This window comes from Streptomyces sp. NPDC003011 (assembly GCF_053591515.1).
In genome coordinates this window covers 82,534-102,463 of the sequence record NZ_JBSFTY010000001.1, presented here as the reverse complement: position 1 = coordinate 102,463, position 19,930 = coordinate 82,534, and the positions used below count along the sequence as shown (strand labels likewise).

Below are 19,930 nucleotides of genomic sequence, written 5' to 3'. Positions count from 1 at the left end.
AACCACCGCCTGCCTGACAGGACTTGGAACCCGGAGTTACTTGGTGGGCTTCTTCCCGGTCACACCGAGGTGCACCAACAGCGCGAGGTTCGGCCTGAGTTCGGCCGGCTTCACGCCCCAGGTCTGGAAGCCCTTCTGGTGGGAGGCCACGGCCGCGAGCATCGCGACGATCGACCCGGCGACGGCAGCCGGGTTCACGTCCTTGTCGACCCGGCCCTTGGCCTGGAGTTCGGCGACCGCGTCCGAGAGGGAGTTGTTCACCGAGTTCAGGATCTTCATACGGAGCTTGTAGAACCGCTTGTCGCCCTCGGCGGCCCCGAGATCGACGACCCTGAGGATCGCGTCGTTGCGGCGCCAGAACTCCAGGAACCCGTCGACGAGTTCCTGCGCGGTCTGCCAGCCGGCCTTGCCGACCCAGGAGCGGCCGGCGAGCAGCTCGGTCAACCCGGCGCCCTCCGCGGCCATTTGCTCGGCGATCTCCAGGACGGCGCCTTCGACGTCCGGGAAGTACTGGTAGAAGGTGGCGGGCGAAGTGCCCGCCTTCCGGGCGACATCGATGACTTTGACGTCCCGGTAGGGGGAGGAGCTGAGCATCTCGCTGAGGCAGTCGAGCAGCTTCTGCCGGGTCGCCTGCCCACGCCGGCCGGCCACGCGACCGTCGACGGTACGCACTTGTCCTGTCATGACGTCAGCTTACCGAGGGGTGATGGGAGCGCGATTCGGCCGACTGCAAATGGGGTGCACGGGGGTGCCGGGACTGGTGTGCCTGGTCTGCGGGGTGCGCGAGACGCCATTACGTTGGCGGCATGGCCGAAAACAGGGCATCGGGGTTCGAAGAGGACGCCTACCCGGAGGGCGTCCCCTGCTGGGTGGACGCGCAGCTTCCGGACGTCGAGGCGGGCAAGCGGTTCTACGGCGAGCTCTTCGGGTGGACCTTCCAGGACGCGTACGGCGGCTCCGTATGGGCGCACCGCGCGGGCAAGCCCGTCGCCGCGCTCGCCCGCAAGACGGACGGCCGCCTGCCGACCGTCTGGACGGTGTACTTCGCCACCCCGGACGCCGAGGGGCTGGCCGACCGGGTCTGGGCGGCCGGCGGCCAGGTCGTCACCGCGCCCCTGCCGGTCGGCGAGCTGGGGGTGGCCGCGCTGGTCACCGACCCCGAGGGCGCCGTCTTCGGGCTGTGGCAGCCGGGCACCCACACCGGCTTCGGCAGCCGGCACGAGCCGGGCACCTTCGCCTGGGCGGAGCTGTACGCGCGCGACACCGAGGCCGCCAACACCTTCTACGGCGGGCTCTTCCACGACGCCCTCTTCGGGCCCGGGGCCCACCCCGACTTCGGCCGTGCGCCGGTCTCCGACGTCTTCCCGGCCGAGATGCCGCCGCACTTCCTCGTCCACTTCGCGGTGGCGGACTGCGAGGAGGCGCTCGGCACGGTGCACCGGCTCGGCGGGCGGGTCCAGGCGCGGCCCTTCATGACGTCGTACGGAAAGGTGGCGGTCGTCACGGACAATCAAGGGGCGTCGTTCGCGCTCCTGGAACGACGCGCGATCGTGTATTGATGTGAGACACCCCATTTGTCCTCAGGTTCGCCAGCGGCGCTCCGGCCAGGAAGAATCGGGGTGCGTGCCGCCACGGCGGTGCGGTGGTGAGACGCTGCACGGGGTCGCGTACATATGTGGGTGGCGCGGCTCGTACGGGGAGGTGGCAGGCAAGTGGTGGATCAGCTGACGCAGCACGATCCGCGGCGGATCGGGCCGTTCGAGGTGCTGGGACGGCTGGGCGCCGGCGGTATGGGGCTGGTCTATCTCGCGCGCTCGGCGTCCGGCCGGCGCGTGGCGATCAAGACGGTCCGCACGGAGCTCGCCGAGGACCAGCTCTTCCGCGTCCGCTTCACCCGGGAGGTGGAGGCGGCCCGCGCGGTCTCCGGCTTCTACACGGCGGCCGTGGTCGACGCCGATCCCCGCGCGGCCGTGCCGTGGCTGGCCACCGCCTACGTCCCGGCGCCCTCGCTAGAGGAAATAGTGAACGAGTGCGGGCCGCTCCCGGCCCAGGCGGTGCGCTGGCTGGCGGCCGGTGTGGCGGAGGCGCTGCAGTCGATCCACGGCGCCGGGCTGGTGCACCGGGATCTGAAGCCGTCCAACGTCCTCGTGGTCGAGGACGGCCCCCGGGTGATCGACTTCGGTATCGCGTCCGGCGTCTCGAATACGCGTTTGACGATGACGAACGTCGCCGTCGGCACCCCCGCCTACATGTCCCCCGAGCAGGCGAAGGACTCCCGCAGCGTCACCGGCGCGAGCGACGTGTTCTCGCTCGGCTCCATGCTGGTCTTCGCCGCCACCGGACACCCGCCCTTCCACGGCGCCAATCCCGTCGAGACCGTCTTCATGCTGCTGCGCGAGGGCCCGGACCTCGAAGGCCTCCCGGACGAGCTGCGCCCGCTCATCGAGTCCTGCATGCAGATGGAGGCGACCGCCCGCCCCAACCCGGCCGACCTCCAGGCCCAGCTGGCCCCCCACCTCTTCGGCTCCGGCTCCGACGACAGCGGTACGGCGTCGGCGTGGCTGCCCGAGCGGGCGGTGAGCATGATCGAGACCCGCCGCGGCGGCCGGCCCGCGCCGAAGCCCGCGCACAGCGGCGGCCGCAGCGGCGGCGGCCGGGCCGCCCCCCTGCCGCCCCCGCCGTCCCACGCCCCCGTCGTCCCGGCACCCGGCCCCGGCCCGGTGCCGTCCCCGCTGTCCGGCCCGGCCGTCTCCGTCGGCGCTCCCGACACCGGCCCGGTGCGCCTCGCGGGCGCCCAGGTGCCGATCGGGCCCGGACCGCGCGTCGCCGACGCCCGGGCCGCCGCCGTGAAGGCGCCCCCGCCGGAGGCCGGCCTGGTCGCCTCCTGGTCCAAGCCCCGCCCCGGCGTGAACGGCACAGACCCTGCCGTGGGCCCCGCCGTCCCCGCCGCGCCCGCGCCGCCCCCGGAGACGGCGAGCGGCTGGCGGCCCTGGCGGTTCCGCATGTCGAACGACGTCTGGGGCACCCCGTCGGTGGCCGGCGACCTGGTCTACGTCACCTCCTTCGAGGTGCACGCCCTGGACGTGGCCACCGGTCGCCGCCGCTTCAAGACGCGGGACGTGGCCTGGTCGATGGCGGTCGCGGACGGCCGTGTCCACGCCTCCGACGGACCCACCCTGTTCGCCCTCGACGCCCGCGAGGGCGGCGACCTGTGGCGGCTGTCCACCGAGGCCTGGGTGTACTCCCTGAAGGCCGAACGGGGCACCGTGATCACCGGCACCCGCGGCGGCGGGGTGCAGGCCTGGGAGGCCTCCAACGGCCACAAGCTGTGGGAGGTCACCGGCTGCCAGACGGACTTCGAGTCGCTGGAGGCGGGCCCGGCCCTGCACGACGGCACGGTGTACGTCTGGCAGGACGCCCGGCTGCGCGCCCTGGACGCCCGCACGGGCGACGAGCGCTGGTCGTACCCGGTCGGCGACACGGCCTCCTGCGGCGGCGTGCCGGTACGGATGACACCGGCCCAGGACGGCTGTGTGTACGTGTCCGCGGGAACCCGGGTGCTGGCGCTGGACGCGGCCGGCGGGCACGTCCGCTGGCACTTCGAGGCACCGGCGGTCTTCCTGTGCCCGCCGACCTTCGTGCCGGGGCCGGCGGTGACCGGCGGCGGCATCTACCTCGCCGACTACCTCGGCACGGTCTACGCCCTCGACGCCACCGACGGCCGCGACCGCTGGCGCATCGCCACCGAGGCCCGGTCGTCCGTCGACTCGGTCCTGGTGGCCGCCGGGCACGTGCACGTGGGCAGCGGCAAGGGGCTCTACACCCTGGACGCCGTCACCGGCACCCCGAAGTGGCGCTTCCAGGCGGGCGGCGACATCGTGGGCGCCCCCGCGGTCGCCGAGGGCCGTATCCACTTCGGCTCCACCGACCACCTGCTGTACACCCTCAAGGCCGACGACGGCCGCCTGCGCTGGAAACTCGCGACCGGCGGCGAGATCACCGGCTCCCCCGTCGTGAAGGACGGAGTGGTGTACGCGTGCAGCAAGGACCGGTGCGTGTACGCGCTGGACGCGGAGAAGGGGACGGGGACGGCGCGAACCACCTGACAGCGGTTGCGTAGAGTGCCGGCATGCAACTACGGGGACGAAGGCTCAAGTTCACAGCGGTGGCGGCACTGGTGGTGCTGTCGCTCACCGGATTCTCTTCGGGGCGCGGTCACGGCGGCAGCGGTGACGGCGGAGGGGGCGGGGGCGGGGGCTGTAGCAGCTCCAGCCAGGATCACGGCAGTTCGTCCTCGACGTCGGGCGGCGGCACGTACCACGACGATGACGACTACGACGACTACGACGACACCGGCACTTCCTCCGGCAGTTCCTCCGGGAACACCTCCGGGAGCACCTCCACCTCCGTGCGGGACGCCCGGGTCGAGCTGGTGAGCTGTGTGACGGAGGCCGACCCCTACGCCACGGTGGAGGTCACCAACCCGAACTCCACGGGCCACTCCTTCACCGTCACCGTCAGGTTCCTCGACGCCGGTTCCGAGCAGGTGGACGTGCGGAGCGTGGACGAGTTCGTCGCCGCGAACGACGCGGCGACGGTGCGGGTGCCCCTGGGCCGGCCGGGTCTGGCTTCCCAGGTCGACCGGTGCGACCCGGACCTGTACGCGCCGGCGGAGTGACGGAGGCTCAACGCAGCCGGAACCTCCCGCCGCGCCGCCCGGCGAACAGCTCCGTCTGCCGCTCGGCGGGCAGGTTCCCCAGCGAGATGAGATGCGGCGCCTGCGCGAACCCCTGTGCACGCGCCGCCTCCTTCGCCGCCCACAGCGCACGGACGGTCCCCTGGGTGGCCTCGGCCGGATGCCCGGCGATGACGGCCGCGCAGGTGGTCGCCGCCGCCAACGCCTGGCCCGGCTCCGTGAGTTCGGAGACGAGCCCGAGATCGTGGGCCCGCCGCGCGGAGATCCGCTCCGCCGTGCCCATCAGCGCCATCCGGGCGACCTCCCCGTAGGGCATCCGCTGCGTCATCAGCACCGACTCGTACGCGCTGACCATGCCGTACGTGGTGTGCGGGTCGAAGAAGGCGGCGGTCGTGCCCGCGACGACGAACTCGGCCTCCCCGAGCAGATAGAAGGCGCCCCCGCACGCCATCCCCTCCACGGCCGCGACGACCGGCTTCCACAGATCGTTGGCCTTCGGCCCGACGGTGAGCAGCGGATCGTCCTGCATGTAGGGCGAGTTCGGCTGCGGCACCACGGCGTCCCGGTCGATCCCGGTACAGAACGCCCGCTCCCCGGCCCCGGTGAGGACGACGGCCCGCACGGAGTCGTCGAACCGCAACTTCCGCCATACGACACGGAGTTCCGCGGCCATGGCGAGGTCGATGGCGTTGAGCCGCTCGGGCCGGTCGAGGGTGACGACGGCGACACCGGTGTCCCTGTCGGGGGCGACCTGGACGTTCACGGGCGTTCCGGAATCCACTGGGGCAGCCCGGTGGCGCTGTCGAAGACGACCCGCACCCGGGCGCCGATGCGGATCCCGCGCGGATCGACGGAGTCCAGACGGGCGCCGGCCGCGGCGACCAGGTTCCCCACCAGCCGGATGCGCGGGGCGTCGGCCAGCTCCACGAGCACGACGTTGTACGGCGCCTGCGCCGCGTACGCGGGCAGGAGCGGCGGATGCGGGACGACGTAGGACCAGACCCGCCCCAGCCCTGACACCGGACGCCACTCGCTCGCGAAGGACTGGCAGTTCGGGCAGCAGGGCCGGGGCGGGAAGCGGAGTTCGCCGCAGTCGGCACAGGACTGGACGCGCAGCTCGCCCTGGGCGGCGTACCGCCAGAAGGGGGCGCCGTCGGCATCGGTGACGGGGGTCAGCACGGGTCGGTCAACTCCTCAGGTCCTCAGGAGCAGCGCGGAGGTCGGGACGCCCTCCCCGGCGGTGACCAGGCAGGTCGAGGCTCCCGGCACCTGGGCGGTACTGGTCCCCCGCAGCTGCTTCACGCCTTCGTTGATCAGGTTGAAGCCATGGACGTACGCCTCGCTGAGCCCGCCGCCCCCGGTGTTCAGGGGCAGCCGCCCGCCGGTCTCCAGGGCGCCGCCCTCGGTGAACGCCCCGCCCTCTCCCCGGCCGCAGAAGCCGTACCCCTCCAGCGACAGCGGCACGAGAGCGGTGAACGCGTCGTAGATCTGGGCGACATCGACGTCCTGCGGGGTGAAGTCGGCGTGCTTCCACAGGTGCCGGGCGGCGGTCCAGGCGGGACCGGTGAGCGGGTCGTCGTTCCAGTAGTTGACCATCCCGTGGTGCTGGGCGGGCAGCCCCTGGGCGGCGGAGTGGACGTACACGGGGGCGTGCCGGCAGTCGCGGGCGCGCTCCCTGCTGACGAGCACGCAGGCCAGCGCCCCGTCCGTCTCCAGGCAGTTGTCGAAGAGGCAGAGGGGCTCGCTGATCCAGCGGGCGGTCATGTACATCTCGCGGGTGAGGGGGCGGTCGTACATGATCGCGGCGGGGTTCTGGTTGGCCCGGTTGCGGCAGGCCAGGGCGACGTTGAAGAGGTGGTCCCGGGTGGCGCCGGTCTCGTGCAGGTAGCGGCGGGCGAGCATGGCGATCTCGTCCACGGGCCGCAGGAGCCCGAAGGGCCGGGTCCACTGGGCGGGTGTGGGCAGCTGGACGGTGGTGTTGGTCCACGGGCGAGGCCCGGACCCCCGCTTGCGTGACCGCCAGGCGACCCCGACCGTCGCCTGCCCGGTGGCGAGGGCGGCGGCGAGGTGCGCGACGGTGGCGCAGGAACCGCCGCCGCCGTAGGGGACGCGGCCGAAGAAGGTGAGGTCGCCGAACCCGACGGCCTTCGCCAGCTCCACCTCGTCGGTCTCCTCCATGGTGTAGGAGGCGACGGCGTCGACCTCGCCGGGGGCGATCCCGGCGTCGTCGAGGGCGGCGAGGACGGCCCGGCAGGCGAGGGTCCTCTCGTCCTCCTCCAGCCGCCTGGCGAAGGCGGTCTGTCCGATGCCGACGATCGCGGTGGCGTCCTTGAGTCCGGCCATGCTGGGCGTACCTCCCCGGGCGAGCGCGGCGGCTGACAGTCCGTCAGATTACAGCTAATCTGACGGAACGTCAGTAAGGGGCGGGAGGCCGGTCGTGCGGGCAGACGTGGAGTGGGGAAGCATCCCGGGCCTGGTCCGGTCGGCGGCCGAACGGTACGCGGACACCGAGGCGGTGGCGGACGGCCGGACCCGGATCTCGTACGGCGACCTGGGCGCCCGGGTGGAGCGCGCGGCGGCGGCCTGCGCCGTGCACGGGGTGCGGGCGGGCGACCGGGTCGCCCTGTGGGCCCCGAACTCCCTCGACTGGATCGTCTCGGCCCTCGGCGCGGTGTCGGCGGGCGCGGTCCTGGTGCCGCTGAACACCCGCTTCAAGGGCGCGGAGGCGGCGGACGTGCTGGGCAGGAGCGGGGCGCGACTGCTCTTCGTGACGGGCACGTTCCTCGGGACGTCGTACGTGGCGTCGCTGCGGCGGGCGGCGGGGGAGGGGCCGGGCGAGGGTCCGCTGCCGGGACTGCCCGCCCTGCGCGAGGTGGTCGTCCTGTCCGACGACGCCCCGGCGGACTTCCGCACCTGGAAGGAGTTCCTGGCGGGCGGGGACGGGGCCGGAGCGGCGGAGGTACGGGCGAGGGCGTCGGCGGTCCGCCCCGAGTGGCCCTCTGACATCGTCTTCACGTCCGGTACGACGGGCCGCCCCAAGGGCGCGGTGATCACCCACGCGCAGACCCTGCGGGCGTACGGGATCTGGACCGACCTGGCGGGGCTGGCCCGGGGCGACCGCTACCTGATCGTGAACCCCTTCTTCCACACCTTCGGCTACAAGGCGGGGGTGATCGCCTGCCTGATGCGGGGCGCGACGATGATCCCGCAGCCGGTGTTCAACGTGGACACGGTGCTGGCGAACATCGCGGCGGAGCGGGTGTCGGTGCTGCCGGGCCCGCCGACCCTGCACCAGTCCCTGCTGGACCACCCGGCCCGGGACGCGCACGACCTGTCGGCGCTGCGCCTGGTGGTGACGGGCGCGGCGGTGGTCCCGCTGCGGCTGGTCGAACGGCTGCGGGGCGAACTGGGCGTGGAGACGGTCCTCACGGCCTACGGCCTCTCGGAGGCGAGCGGCATCGTCACGATGTGCCGCCGCGGCGACGACCCGTCGGTGGTCGCGTCGACGTCCGGCCGCGCGATCCCGGGCACGGAGGTGCGCGTGGTGGACGCCGGCGGCCGGCCGGTGCCGGCCGGCACCCCCGGCGAGGTCGTGGTGCGCGGCTTCAACGTGATGCGCGGCTACTACGAGGACGAGCCGGCCACGGCGGAGGTCCTGGGACCGGACGGCTGGCTGCGCACGGGCGACGTGGGCGTCCTGGACCCGGCCGGCAACCTCCGCATCACCGACCGGATCAAGGACATGTTCATCGTCGGCGGCTTCAACGCGTACCCGGCGGAGATAGAGCAACTCCTCGGTCTGCACCCGGACGTGGCCGACGTCGCGGTGATCGGCGTCCCGGACACCCGGCTCGGCGAGGTCGGCAGGGCGTACGTGGTCCGGCGCCCCGGCGCACTCGCCACGGCGGACGACCTGATCGCCTGGGCCCGCCGCGAGATGGCGAACTACAAGGTGCCGAGGTCGGTGGAGTTCGTGGCGGAACTGCCGCGCAATGCGAGCGGGAAGGTGGTCAAGGGGGAGTTGCGGGCACGGTAGGGCGCGGACCGGCCCCGGACACACCTCGGCCGCGACGGCTCCCCCTCCGCGCCGCCGCGGCCGGTCCCCCGTGCGGGAGGACTTACGCGGTCGGCTTGATGGGCTCCGACGTCGCGTGCATGTCCTTCGTCGTGATGGGCTCGTCGGTGGCATGCATGTCCTGGGTGGTCAGGTCACCGGCGGCGGTCTTGGCGGCGTCGGCCGCGGCCTCGGTTCCCGTCGTCCCGGTGGCGTGCATGTCCTGCGGCTTGATGACCGGCTCGTCGCTCATGTCCCTGGCTCCCGTCGGTTGTTCGTCTGTGGATCGGCAAGGGCCCGTCCGGTCACTCCCCCGTGGTGCCCGGACGGGCCTTCGTGGGCCGCTCACCCTAGTTCGTGGGGGCGAGACCCACTGCAGTGACCCGCCTGCCCCCCGACGCGACGGATCGACTAAGGAGAGGATGGAGCCCGCCGATAAACGATTGATGAACGCCCGACCGGGGGTTCAGGCCGCCCGCACGGAGGTCAGCAACTGCCGCACTGCCACGGCTTCCGAGGAGTCCAGGTCTTCGTAGATCCGGAGAGCCTCCCGCCAGCAGACCTGGGCGCGGTCCGTCTGGTCGATGCCGGTGAGGGCGTGACCGAGAACGGTGAGGACGTTGCCGCGCCGCCATTCGCCCCCGATGCCGCGCAGAACGGTGAGCGCCATCTCGGAGTTGGTGGCCGCGCCGGCGTAGCGCTGCGCGGCGATGTCCACTTCGGCGAGACGGAAGAGGGTCATGCCTTCCCACAGGCGCTGGCGGCTCTCCCGGAAGACCTCCAGCGCCTCCAGGAGCCTGCCGGTCGCCTGGTCGAGCTCCCCGCTCTGCGTGAGCGCCATTCCCAGGGCGTAGCGGCCGTTCGCTCCCCGCATCGAGTTCCCCATGGCGTCGTAGATCTCGATGCCCTGCCGGGCCAGGGTCACGGCGCTCTGGGTCAGCCCGGTCGCCAGGCGGATGCGGGAGAGGTTGCAGAGTGCGCTGGCCTCGCCCGGGCGGTCGCCCAGCGTCCGGAAATGCTCGATGGCCTGCGAGAGGTGCTCCTCACCGTCCGCGTTGCGGTTCTGGTACAGCGCGATGATTCCCCGGGCGTTGCGTGCCCAGCAGACCGGCAGCAGGTCGTCGGCCTCCCCGGCGAGGCGTATGACCTGCTCCGCTTCCTGGTCGGCCAGGTCGAACCGGCCGCCGTCGACATGCGCGTGGGTCAGGGTCATCAGGGCGCGCGCCTGGACCTGCGGTACGTCGACCTGTCGTGCGGCCTCCAGCAGTGCCCGCGCGGTGGCCTCGTACTCCCGGGAGTTGGCGCCCGACTCGGAGATGTCCAGGGCGGCCCACAGCAGGTCGATGGCGCGCCGGAGGGCGTCCGGCCTGCCGGCGCACTGCCGGGCGAAGGCCAGCAGGCAGTGCGCCTCGGTGTACAGCCAGTCCCGTGCGGCTCGGCCGTCCGGGAACCGCAGCCCCGGGTACCGCGTCGGTGCCAGGTGATCGACCAGCCGGTCACCCGGCCGCTCGATCGCGTACACCCCCGCCGCCGTCGCCAGGTAGAAGTCCAGCAGCCGGGCCGGCGCCGCCTCCCGCTCGCCGGCCGGTTCCTCGTCGCGTTCCGCGCACGCACGCGCGTAGAGCCGGACCAGGTCGTGGTACCGGTAGCGGCCGGGAGCCGCGGATTCCAGCAGCGAGGTGTCCACCAGGGACTCCAGCAGGTCCTCGGTCTCCTCCACCGGGAGGTCCAGCACCGCCGCTGCCGCCGCCAGGGAGATGTCCGGCCCGTCCGCCAGGCCCAGCAGCCGGAACGCCCGGGCCTGGGGCGGCTCCAGCTGGCCGTAGCCGAGTTCGAAGGTCGCCTTCACCGCCAGGTCACCGGCCTGGAGTTCGTCCAGCCGGCGCCGCTCGTCGGCCAGCTTCGCCGCGAGCACCGAGACCGTCCAGGTGCGCCGGGCGGCCAGGCGGGAGGCCGCGATGCGGATCGCCAGTGGCAGGAAGCCGCACGCCGCCACCACGTCCAGGGCCGCCTCCCGTTCCGAGGCCACCCGCTCCTCGCCCACGATCTTCGTGAACAGGGACAGCGCCTCGTCCGGGGACATCACGTCCAGGTCGACCAGCTGGGCCCCGGCCAGGTCCACCATCCGCACCCGTGAGGTGACCAGCGCCGCGCAGCCCTCCGTGCCCGGCAGCAGGGGGCGTACCTGGGCCGCGTCCCGGGCGTTGTCCAGCAGGACCAGGACCCGGCGGCCGTCCAGCACCGAGCGGTACAGCGCCGCCCGCTCCTCCAGGGAGTCGGGGACCGCCGAGTCCGCCGTGCCCAGGGCGCGCAGGAAGGACCCGAGGACCGTCTCCGGTTCGGCCGCCCGGGCGCCCGCCCCCTGGAGGTCGACGTACAGCTGCCCGTCCGGGAAGGCCCCCCGGGCCTGGTGGGCCACGTGCACCGCGAGCGTGGTCTTGCCGACGCCCCCGATCCCCGCCAGCGCGGACACCGCCATCACCCGGCCCTCGGCGGAGGCCAGCACCTCGCTCAGTTCCGCGACGAAGGAGGTCCGTCCCGTGAAGTCGGGTACGGTGGCCGGGAGTTGCGCCGGCCGTACCGCGACCACCGCGGGCTCGGCGACCGGCGTCGGCGGTTCCGCCAGGCCGGGGTCCGCCCGCAGGATGCGCTGCTGCAACTCCTTCAGCCCCGGACGCGGGTCGACGCCCAGCTCGTCGGCGAGCAGGCGCCGGGTGTCGGCGTACACGGCCAGCGCCTCGGCCTGGCGGCCGCTGCGGTACAGCGCCAGCATCAGCAGTTCGCGCAGGCGTTCCCGCAGCGGGTGGGCCGCCGTGAGGGCCGTGAGCTCGGAGACCGCCTCCGCGTGGCAGCCCTGCTCCAGGTCCATGTCGAGGCGGGTCTCCAGCAGTTGCAGGCGCCACTCCTCCAGGCGCACCCGCTGTGTCTCCGCGTACGGGCCCGGCACCCCCGCCAGCGCCTCCCCGTCCCACAGCGCCAGCGCGCGGCCGAGCAGGTCCCGCGCGTGGCACAGGTCCCCGGAGTTCTTCGCCTTCTCCGCCTCGGTCGCCAGGTCCTGCACGACGGTCAGGTCCAGGGCGCCTTCGCCGAGGCCGCGCACCGCGTACCCGCCCGACTCGCTCACCAGGACCCCGGGGTCCAGCACCTTGCGCAGCCGGGAGGCGTACGTCCGGACCGCCGCCAGGGCCTGCGAGGGCGGCTCCTCGCCCCACAGGGCGTCGATCAGCTCGGCCGCGGTGGCCGTGCGGCCCTCGCGCAGCAGCAGGGCGGCCAGCAGCGCGCGCTGCTGGGGGGAGCCGGTGCTCAGCGGCTCCTCTGCGCGCCAGGCGCGCACCGGGCCGAGCACGCCGAAGCGCAGCGCCGCCGACTCCGGTGCGGAGCCGGGACGCCTCTGCTCCGGTACGCGCGGTACCTCCGGTACCTGCGGTACACCGTCCATCGCCGTCCCCCTAGAACACGTGAGCAACGACGCCAGTTTGCCTTGTTCATGGCAGATGCGTCAGCCGTGGGAGACGCCGATCACAGGGCGGCGCACGGGAGTCCACGAGGCCCTCACACGATCTCCGCTCCCGGACGGACGGATCCCGCCTCCGTGACGCCCGGCGGAGGCGGCCGGCCGGCAGCTGACGATCCGTCAGTTCAGCGCTACCGTGAGCGCCATGGACACCCACACCCCGCTCCCGCCGATCATCTCCGTCGACGACCACACCGTGGAGCCCGCCACCGTCTGGCAGGACCGCCTCCCGAGGAAGTACCTGGACACCGCGCCCCGGATCGTCCGCGCGCCGCTGAAGGAGATGACCTTCCTCGGCGGCCGCTTCAAGCCGGTCATGGGCCGGCCGGGCGACGACGGCCCCCTGGGCGACTGGTGGGTCTACGAGGACCTGCACCGGCCCCTGACCCGCCTCGACACCGCCGTCGGCTACAGCAGGGACGAGATCAAGCTCGAAGTCATCACCTACGAGCAGATGCGCCCCGGTTCCTACGACGTCCCGCAGCGCCTGGCCGACATGGACGTCAACCACGTCCAGTCCGCGCTCTGCTTCCCGACCTTCCCCCGCTTCTGCGGCCAGACCTTCACCGAGGCGAAGGACCACGAGCTGGGCCTGCTGTGCGTGCGGGCCTACAACGACTGGACGGTGGAGGAGTGGTGCGGCCCCGGGGCCCACGGCCGGCTCATCCCCCTCACCCTCATCCCGCTCTGGGACGCCGGGCTGGCCGCCGCGGAGGTCCGCCGCAACGCGGCTCGCGGTGTCCGTGCCGTCGCCTTCTCCGAGATACCCCCGCACCTGGGCCTGCCCTCCGTGCACACCGACGAGTGGGACCCCTTCCTCGCCGCCTGCGACGAGACCGGCACGGTCGTCGCCATGCACATCGGCTCGTCCAGCCGGATGCCCTCCACCTCCGCCGACGCCCCGCCCGCCGTCGGGTCCACGATCACCTTCGCCAACTGCTGCTTCTCGATGGTCGACTGGCTGATGAGCGGCAAGTTCGAGCGCTTCCCGAACCTGCGGGTGATGTACGCGGAGGGCCAGATCGGCTGGATCCCGTACATCCTGGAGCGCGCCGACGTCGTCTGGGAGGAGAACCGCGGCTGGGGCGGCGTCGCCGACAAGGTCCACCGCCCGCCGTCCGAACTGTTCGCCGAGCACGTCTACGGCTGCTTCTTCGACGACGCCTTCGGCCTCCAGAACCTCGACGCGATCGGCGTCGGCAACGTCCTGTACGAGACCGACTACCCCCACTCCGACTCCACCTGGCCCAGGTCCCGCGAGGTCGGCGAGGCCCAGATGGGGCACCTGGAGGCGGACGTGGTGGAGCGGATCGTCCGGGGCAACGCCATCGGCCTGCTCGGGCTGACGCCGGACGGCCTGTGGACCGGCGGGCGGCGGTGACCGGCCTGGAGTACGGCATCCAGCTCCCCGTCCAGTCCCGGTCCACCCTCTACACCGAGCCTTGGGAGACCGGCGCGGGCCCGGCCGACCTGGTCGCCGTCGCCCGCGCCGCCGACCGCGCCGGATTCGCGTACGTCGCCTGCTGCGACCACGTCGCCGTCCCGCGCCGGCTCGCGCCCGCGATGAGCACGGTCTGGTACGACCCCGTCGCCACCCTCGCCTTCCTGGCCGCCGCCACCGAGCGGGTCCGGCTGCTCAGCCATGTCGCCGTCGTCGGTCTGCGCCATCCGCTGCTCACCGCCAAGCAGTACGCCACCCTCGACCACCTGAGCGGCGGGCGGCTCGTCCTCGGGGTCGGGGCCGGGCACGTGCCGGAGGAGTTCGAGGCGCTCGGGGCCGACTTCCGGCGGCGCGGGGCGGTGCTCGACGAGACGATCGACGCCCTGCGCGCCGCCCTCGGGCCCGACGAGTACCCCGAACACCACGGCAAGCGGTACGACTTCCAGGACCTCGGCCAGCGCCCCCGCCCGGCCCAGGCCCACGTGCCGCTCTGGGTCGGCGGCTCCTCGCCCGCCGCGGTCCGCCGGGCCGCGCTCAAGGGCGACGGCTGGCTGCCGCAGGGCGACCCGCGCGAGCGGCTGCCCGCACAGATCGACCGGATCCGGGAACTGCGCGAACAGCACGCCGTCCAGGGGCCCTTCACCGTCGGTGCCATCGCCGAGCCGCTGTACGTCGGCACCCCCGCCTGGGACGTCGGCCGCAGGACCCTCACCGGCGGCCCGCAGGAACTCGCCGAGTCGCTGCGCGCCTACCGCGCGATGGGCGTCCGCCAGATCCAGGTCCGCTTCCGCAGCCGCAGCCGCGCCGAACTCACCGACCAGATCGCCGCGTTCGGCGCCGAGACCGCCCCGCACCTGTGATCCGGACGGGCCCGGGAAGACCTGGACAGACCCGAACAGGAGAGACCGTATGGGCAAGCTGGACGGACGTGTCGTCCTCGTCACCGGCGCGGCACGCGGACAGGGGGAGCAGGAGGCCCGGCTGTTCCGGGAGGAGGGCGCCGAGGTCGTGGTGGCGGACGTGCTGGACGACCGGGGACGGGACCTCGCGAAGGAGATCGGCGCGCTGTACGTGCGTCTCGATGTCGGCCGGGAGGAGGACTGGCAGGCCGCGCTGCGGACCGCCACCGACGCGTACGGCCGCGTCGACGGGCTCGTCAACAACGCCGGCATCCTGCGCTTCAACACCCTCGTCGACACGCCCCTCGCCGAGTTCATGCGGATCGTGCAGGTCAACCAGGTCGGGGTCTTCCTCGGCATCAAGACCGCCGCGCCCCGGATCGCCGCGGCCGGCGGCGGCACGATCGTCAACACCGCCTCGTACACCGGGATGACCGGCATGGCGTACGTGGGGGCGTACGCGGCCACCAAGCACGCGATCATCGGGCTCACCCGGGTGGCCGCGCTGGAGCTGGCGGGCCAGGGGGTGCGGGTCAACGCCGTGTGCCCGGGAGCGATCGACACCGCGATGAGTGATCCGGGCGGCGCCGCCGAGGGGGCCGTGGACGCGCTGTACCGCAAGCTCGTGCCGCTCGGCCGGATCGGCAGACCCGAAGAGGTCGCCCGCCTCGCGCTCTTCCTCACCTGCGACGACTCCTCCTACATCACCGGGCAGCCGTTCGTGATCGACGGCGGCTGGCTGGCGGGCGTCAGCGTCGGCTGACGTGAGCTGACGGCCCGTCAGCTATTGACGCTCCCGGTGGCCGGTGGAACAGTCGCATCCATAGAACTGACGGACCGTCAGGACCGACCGTGGGGACGGTGAACTCCGTGGAATTCGGGCTCTTCGTACAGGGGTATGTGGGCAAGCGCGCCGAGACCGACCCGCTGGCCGAGCACAAGGCGCTGATGGAGGAGACCGAATACGTCATCCAGGCGGACCGGTCCGGCTTCAAGTACGCGTGGGCGTCCGAGCACCACTTCCTGGAGGAGTACTCGCACCTCTCCGCCAACGACGTCTTCCTCGGCTATCTCGCGCACGCGACCGAGCGGATCCACCTCGGCTCCGGCATCTTCAACCCGCTCGCCCAGGTCAACCACCCCGTCAAGGTCGCCGAGAAGGTCGCCATGCTCGACCACCTCACCGGCAACCGCTTCGAGTTCGGCAGCGGGCGGGGAGCGGGCTCCCACGAGATCCTCGGCTTCCTCCCCGGCATCACCGACATGAACCACACCAAGGAGATCTGGGAGGAGACCATCGCCGAGTTCCCCAAGATGTGGCTCCAGGACGAGTACGAGGGCTTCCAGGGCAAGCACTGGCAGCTCCCACCGAGGAAGGTCCTCCCCAAGCCGTACGGGAAGTCCCACCCCGCGATGTGGTACGCCGCCGGGTCGCCGCCCTCGTACGCCATGGCCGCCCGCAAGGGGCTCGGGGTGCTCGGCTTCAGCGTGCAGAAGGTCTCCGACATGGAGTGGGTGCTGGAGCAGTACAAGACGGCGGTCGTGGACGCCGAGCCGGTCGGCGCCTTCGTCAACGACAACGTGATGGTGACGACCACGGCGATCTGCGCGCCGACGCACGCCGAGGCGGTCGACATCGCGGTGCGGGGCGGGCTGCACTATCTGCCCTCGCTGGTGTTCCGGTACCACGACACGTTCCCGCGGCCCGAGGGGTTCCCGGTGTGGCCGCAGACGCTGCCCCCGTACACGGCGGAGTTCGTCGAGGTCCTCATCGAGGAGGAGCTGCTGATCTGCGGGGACCCGGACGAGGTGCTCACGCAGTGCAAGCGGTGGGAGCAGGCGGGGGCGGACCAGCTGAGCTTCGGGCTGCCGGTGGGGGTGCCGAAGGCGGAGACGCTGCAGACGATCCGGCTGATCGGGGAGCACGTGATCCCGAAGATCGACACGGATCCCGTGCACCGGACGTCCCGGTTCCGTGCCGCCACTTGATCCTCGTCGCGGGGTGCGGGTCCGTTGTGGCGGGTCGCGCAGTTCCCCGCGTCCCCAGGCAGGCCAGCGCACCGCAGCTCCAGGAGGTGAGCCCATGCTCGATCACGTCATCCGAGGCGCGTCCGTCGTCGACGGGACCGGCGCGCCCGCGTACACCGCCGACGTCGGCGTACGGGACGGGCGTATCGCCGTCGTCGGGAAGGTCACCGAACCGGCCCGCACCACCGAGGACGCCACCGGCCTGGTCCTCGCCCCCGGGTTCGTCGACCCGCACACCCACTACGACGCCCAGCTGTTCTGGGACCCGTACGCCACGCCCTCGCTCAACCACGGTGTGACCACCGTCGCCGCCGGCAACTGCGGATTCACCCTCGCGCCCCTGAACCCGGCCCGCCCCGGCGACGCCGACTACACCCGCCGCATGATGTCCAAGGTGGAGGGCATGTCCCTGGTCGCGCTGGAGGAGGGGACGCCCTGGAGCTGGCACTCGTTCGGGGAGTACCTCGACGCGCTGGAGGGGCGGATCGCCGTCAACGCGGGCTTCATGGTGGGGCACTGCGCGCTGCGGCGGTACGTCATGGGCCCGGACGCGATCGGCGGGCAGCCGGGCGAGGAGCAGCTCGCGGACATCGTCCGGCTGCTGCACGAGGCCATGGACGCCGGCGCCTGGGGCTTCTCCACCACCCAGTCGTCCACCCACTCCGACGGCGACGGCGAGCCGGTCGCCTCCCGGCACGCGCGGCCCGCCGAACTGCTGGCGCTGTCGAAGGCGGTCGGCCAACACGAGGGCACCCAGATCGAGGCGATCGTCGCGGGCTGTCTCGACCAGTTCAGCGACGCGGAGATCGACCTGCTCGCGGAGCTGAGCGCGACCGCCGGACGGCCCCTGAACTGGAACGTCCTCACCATCGACGCCTCCGTCCCCGAGCGGGTGCCCCGGCAGCTGTTGGCGAGCGAGCAGGCCCGCAAGGCGGGCGGCCGGGTCGTCGCGCTCACCATGCCGATCCTCACCCCGATGAACATGTCGCTGGGCACGTTCTGCGCCCTGAACCTCATCCCCGGATGGGGGCCGATCCTGGGCCTGCCGGTCCCCGAGCGGATCGCCAGGCTCCGCGACCCGTCCGTGCGGGCCGGGATGCTCCGCCGCGCCGGGTCCAGGGAGGCGGGCGTCTTCCGGCGGCTGACGCACTTCGGCCGGTACGTCATCGGCGACACCTACAGCGAGGCGAACCGGGGGCTGAGCGGCCGGGTCGTGCGGGACATCGCGGCGGAGCGAGGCCAGGACCCGTTCCACTGCCTGGTCGAGATCTGCGCCGCCGACGAGCTGCGGACGGTCCTGTGGCCCATGCCGACCGACAACGACCCGGCGTCCTGGGCGCTGCGCGCCGAGACCTGGCAGCACGAGGATGTCCTGCTCGGCGGTTCCGACGCCGGCGCGCACCTGGACCGGATGTGCGGAGCCCCGTACACGACCCGCTTCCTCGGGGACTGCCTGCGCGGGCGGAGACTGGTGGGCCTGGAGCAGGCGGTGAAGATGCTGACGGACGATCCGGCGCGGCTCTTCGGTCTCAGGGAGCGGGGCCGGATCCGGGAGGGTTTCCATGGAGACCTCGTCCTCTTCGACCCGGAACGGATCGCCGCCGACACGGCCACCCTGGTGCACGACCTGCCGGGTGACAGCCCGCGGCTGGACGCCAAGGCCCTCGGGATCCGGGCCGTGTGGGTCAACGGTGTCGAGGCGATCCGGGACGACGTGGTGAGCGGGGCGGTGCCGGGGAAGGTGCTGCGGTCGGGGCGGGACACCCGGACGGTGACGACCAGGTGAGCGAGGGGCAGCGGTTGTTCGTCGGCGGTTCCTGGGTGGAGCCGGAAGGCGGCCACTACGCGGTGGTCGACCCGGCGACCGAGGAGACCGTCGGCCTGGCGCCGGAGGCCTCGCGGGATCAGGTGCGCGCGGCCTGTGCCGCGGCCCGCGAGGCCTTCGGTCCGTGGTCGCGGACGCCGCCGGAGGAGCGGGCGGCGGTGCTCGCCCGGGCCGCGGGGATCATCGGCGGGCGTCTGGAGCCGTACGCGGAGCTGGCCCGGGCGGAGACCGGGGCGACCACGGCGACGGCCCGGCGGATGCAGGTCGGGGTGGCCGCCGCCCGGTTCCGGCGCTACGCGCGCGTGGAGCCCGCCGAGTGGGCGATCCCGCCGCAGATCAACGAGGCGGGGCACGGGGGTGCCTCCCACGCCTTCAAGGCGGTGGGGGAGGGGCGGGCGGCCGTGCTGGGGGCGCTGGCCGTACGCCAGCCCGTCGGGGTCGTCACCTGCGTCACGTCGTACAACAACCCGTGGGCGAACCCGGCCGGGAAGGTCGCCCCGGCGCTGGCGATGGGCAACACGGTGGTCGTCAAGCCCGCCCCGCAGGACCCGCTGTCGGTCTACCGGATGGCGCAGGCGCTGGAGGCGGCGGGCGTGCCGCCCGGGGTGGTGAACGTCGTCTCCGGCCGGTCGGTGGAGGTCGGCGAGGCGGCCGTGGAGTCGCCGGACGTCGACATGGTGAGCTTCACCGGCTCCACGGCGGTCGGGCGGCGCATCGCCGAGGTGTGCGGGCGCGGGATGAAGCGGCAGCTGATGGAGCTGGGCGGGAAGGGCGCGGCGCTCGTCTTCGACGACGCGGACGTCGGCTCGGCGGTGGCCGGCATCGGCACCACGTTCTCCTTCTACAGCGGGCAGATCTGCACGGCCCCCACCCGGGTGCTGGCGCAGCGGGGGGTGTATGACCGGCTGGTCGGACAACTCGCCGCGTACGCCCGCCGGCTGAAGCTGGGCGACCCGAGGGAGCCGGACACGGTCGTCGGCCCGGTGATCTCGGCCGCGCACCGCGACCGGGTGGAGGCGTACGTCGAACTGGGCCGCAAGGAAGGGGCCGTGGTGGTGACGGGCGGCGACCGGCCGTCGGTGTCCGACCGGGGCTTCTACGTGGCCCCCACCCTCCTCGCCGACTGCGCCAACGACATGCGGGTGGCCCGGGAGGAGATCTTCGGCCCGGTGGTCGTCGTCATCCCCTTCGAGGAAGAGGAGGAGGGAGTGGAACTGGCCAACGACACCGACTACGGCCTCATCGACTACGTCTGGTCGGCGGACGTGGCCCGCGCCTTCCGCGTCGCCCGCCGCCTCCGGGCCGGCGGGGTGGGCGTCAACACCGTCGGCCGCAACATGGAGGCCCCGTTCGGCGGGTTCAAGAAGAGCGGGGTGGGCCGGGACGTGGGCTCGTACGCCCTGCACGCGTACAGCGAGGTGCAGGCGATCGTGTGGCCGGGGTGAGGAGCCGGGCGGTTCCCGGCCGCCGGCC

The 19,930-nt window shown here is 72.9% G+C and carries 16 protein-coding genes; 10 read left to right on the top strand and 6 right to left on the bottom strand.

Translation table 11 applies throughout. The features are described from left to right. Positions 1-36: 36 nt before the first annotated feature. The gene (locus ACWD0J_RS00440) at positions 37-672 is read right to left on the bottom strand and encodes a TetR family transcriptional regulator (RefSeq protein WP_451493633.1); all 636 of its coding nucleotides are present in this window, start codon (positions 670-672) and stop codon (positions 37-39) included. A 134-nt stretch (positions 673-806) separates the two neighbouring features. Between ACWD0J_RS00440 and ACWD0J_RS00435 the strand changes: the two genes are divergently transcribed. From ACWD0J_RS00435 to ACWD0J_RS00425, 3 genes are all read left to right on the top strand, one after another. Beyond that, the gene (locus ACWD0J_RS00435) at positions 807-1,559 is read left to right on the top strand and encodes a VOC family protein (protein ID WP_451493469.1); all 753 of its coding nucleotides are present in this window, start codon (positions 807-809) and stop codon (positions 1,557-1,559) included. Positions 1,560-1,712: 153 nt separating this feature from the next. Next, positions 1,713-4,106, top strand: a complete 2,394-nt coding sequence (locus ACWD0J_RS00430) for a serine/threonine-protein kinase (protein ID WP_451493468.1) — start codon at positions 1,713-1,715, stop codon at positions 4,104-4,106. A 23-nt stretch (positions 4,107-4,129) separates the two neighbouring features. Then, the gene (locus tag ACWD0J_RS00425) at positions 4,130-4,678 is read left to right on the top strand and encodes a hypothetical protein (protein WP_451493467.1); all 549 of its coding nucleotides are present in this window, start codon (positions 4,130-4,132) and stop codon (positions 4,676-4,678) included. Positions 4,679-4,685: 7 nt separating this feature from the next. Here the strand turns inward: ACWD0J_RS00425 and ACWD0J_RS00420 are convergent, their stop codons facing one another. From ACWD0J_RS00420 to ACWD0J_RS00410, 3 genes are read right to left on the bottom strand one after another with little or no spacing between them, the layout of a single operon-like run. Continuing rightward, entirely contained in the window at positions 4,686-5,459 is a 774-nt protein-coding gene (locus ACWD0J_RS00420; protein ID WP_451493466.1) for an enoyl-CoA hydratase/isomerase family protein, read from the bottom strand. Beyond that, positions 5,456-5,875, bottom strand: a complete 420-nt coding sequence (locus tag ACWD0J_RS00415) for a Zn-ribbon domain-containing OB-fold protein (protein WP_451493465.1) — start codon at positions 5,873-5,875, stop codon at positions 5,456-5,458. Before ACWD0J_RS00415 ends, ACWD0J_RS00420 begins: the two co-directional genes overlap by 4 nt. Positions 5,876-5,890: 15 nt before the next feature. After that, positions 5,891-7,039: a lipid-transfer protein gene (locus ACWD0J_RS00410; RefSeq protein WP_451493464.1), complete on the bottom strand. Its 1,149-nt coding sequence runs from the start codon at positions 7,037-7,039 to the stop codon at positions 5,891-5,893. Between the two features lie 94 nt (positions 7,040-7,133). On the opposite strand from ACWD0J_RS00410, the gene ACWD0J_RS00405 reads away from it, so the two are divergent. Next, complete coding sequence (locus ACWD0J_RS00405; RefSeq protein WP_451493463.1) at positions 7,134-8,732, top strand: FadD3 family acyl-CoA ligase; 1,599 nt, start codon at positions 7,134-7,136, stop codon at positions 8,730-8,732. Positions 8,733-8,814: 82 nt separating this feature from the next. Here ACWD0J_RS00405 and ACWD0J_RS00400 read toward each other — a convergent pair whose 3' ends face one another. Next, a complete protein-coding gene (locus ACWD0J_RS00400; RefSeq protein ID WP_451493462.1) occupies positions 8,815-9,003 on the bottom strand; it encodes a hypothetical protein in 189 nt (62 codons plus the stop codon). Between the two features lie 213 nt (positions 9,004-9,216). Beyond that, positions 9,217-12,189: a BTAD domain-containing putative transcriptional regulator gene (locus ACWD0J_RS00395; RefSeq protein WP_451493461.1), complete on the bottom strand. Its 2,973-nt coding sequence runs from the start codon at positions 12,187-12,189 to the stop codon at positions 9,217-9,219. A gap of 220 nt (positions 12,190-12,409) precedes the next feature. Here ACWD0J_RS00395 and ACWD0J_RS00390 point away from each other — a divergent pair, with 220 nt between their 5' ends. From ACWD0J_RS00390 to ACWD0J_RS00365, 6 genes are all read left to right on the top strand, one after another. Next, the gene (locus ACWD0J_RS00390) at positions 12,410-13,645 is read left to right on the top strand and encodes an amidohydrolase family protein (RefSeq protein WP_451493460.1); all 1,236 of its coding nucleotides are present in this window, start codon (positions 12,410-12,412) and stop codon (positions 13,643-13,645) included. A 5-nt stretch (positions 13,646-13,650) separates the two neighbouring features. After that, the gene (locus ACWD0J_RS00385) at positions 13,651-14,565 is read left to right on the top strand and encodes a TIGR03619 family F420-dependent LLM class oxidoreductase (RefSeq protein WP_451493632.1); all 915 of its coding nucleotides are present in this window, start codon (positions 13,651-13,653) and stop codon (positions 14,563-14,565) included. Positions 14,566-14,614: 49 nt separating this feature from the next. After that, entirely contained in the window at positions 14,615-15,367 is a 753-nt protein-coding gene (locus ACWD0J_RS00380; protein WP_451493459.1) for an SDR family NAD(P)-dependent oxidoreductase, read from the top strand. A 107-nt stretch (positions 15,368-15,474) separates the two neighbouring features. Beyond that, a complete protein-coding gene (locus tag ACWD0J_RS00375; RefSeq protein ID WP_451493631.1) occupies positions 15,475-16,593 on the top strand; it encodes an LLM class flavin-dependent oxidoreductase in 1,119 nt (372 codons plus the stop codon). Then, positions 16,580-18,418, top strand: a complete 1,839-nt coding sequence (locus tag ACWD0J_RS00370; protein WP_451493458.1) for an N-acyl-D-amino-acid deacylase family protein — start codon at positions 16,580-16,582, stop codon at positions 18,416-18,418. Before ACWD0J_RS00375 ends, ACWD0J_RS00370 begins: the two co-directional genes overlap by 14 nt. Then, positions 18,415-19,902, top strand: coding sequence for an aldehyde dehydrogenase family protein (locus tag ACWD0J_RS00365; protein WP_451493457.1), 1,488 nt, complete (start codon positions 18,415-18,417; stop codon positions 19,900-19,902). Before ACWD0J_RS00370 ends, ACWD0J_RS00365 begins: the two co-directional genes overlap by 4 nt. Positions 19,903-19,930 lie beyond the last annotated feature (28 nt).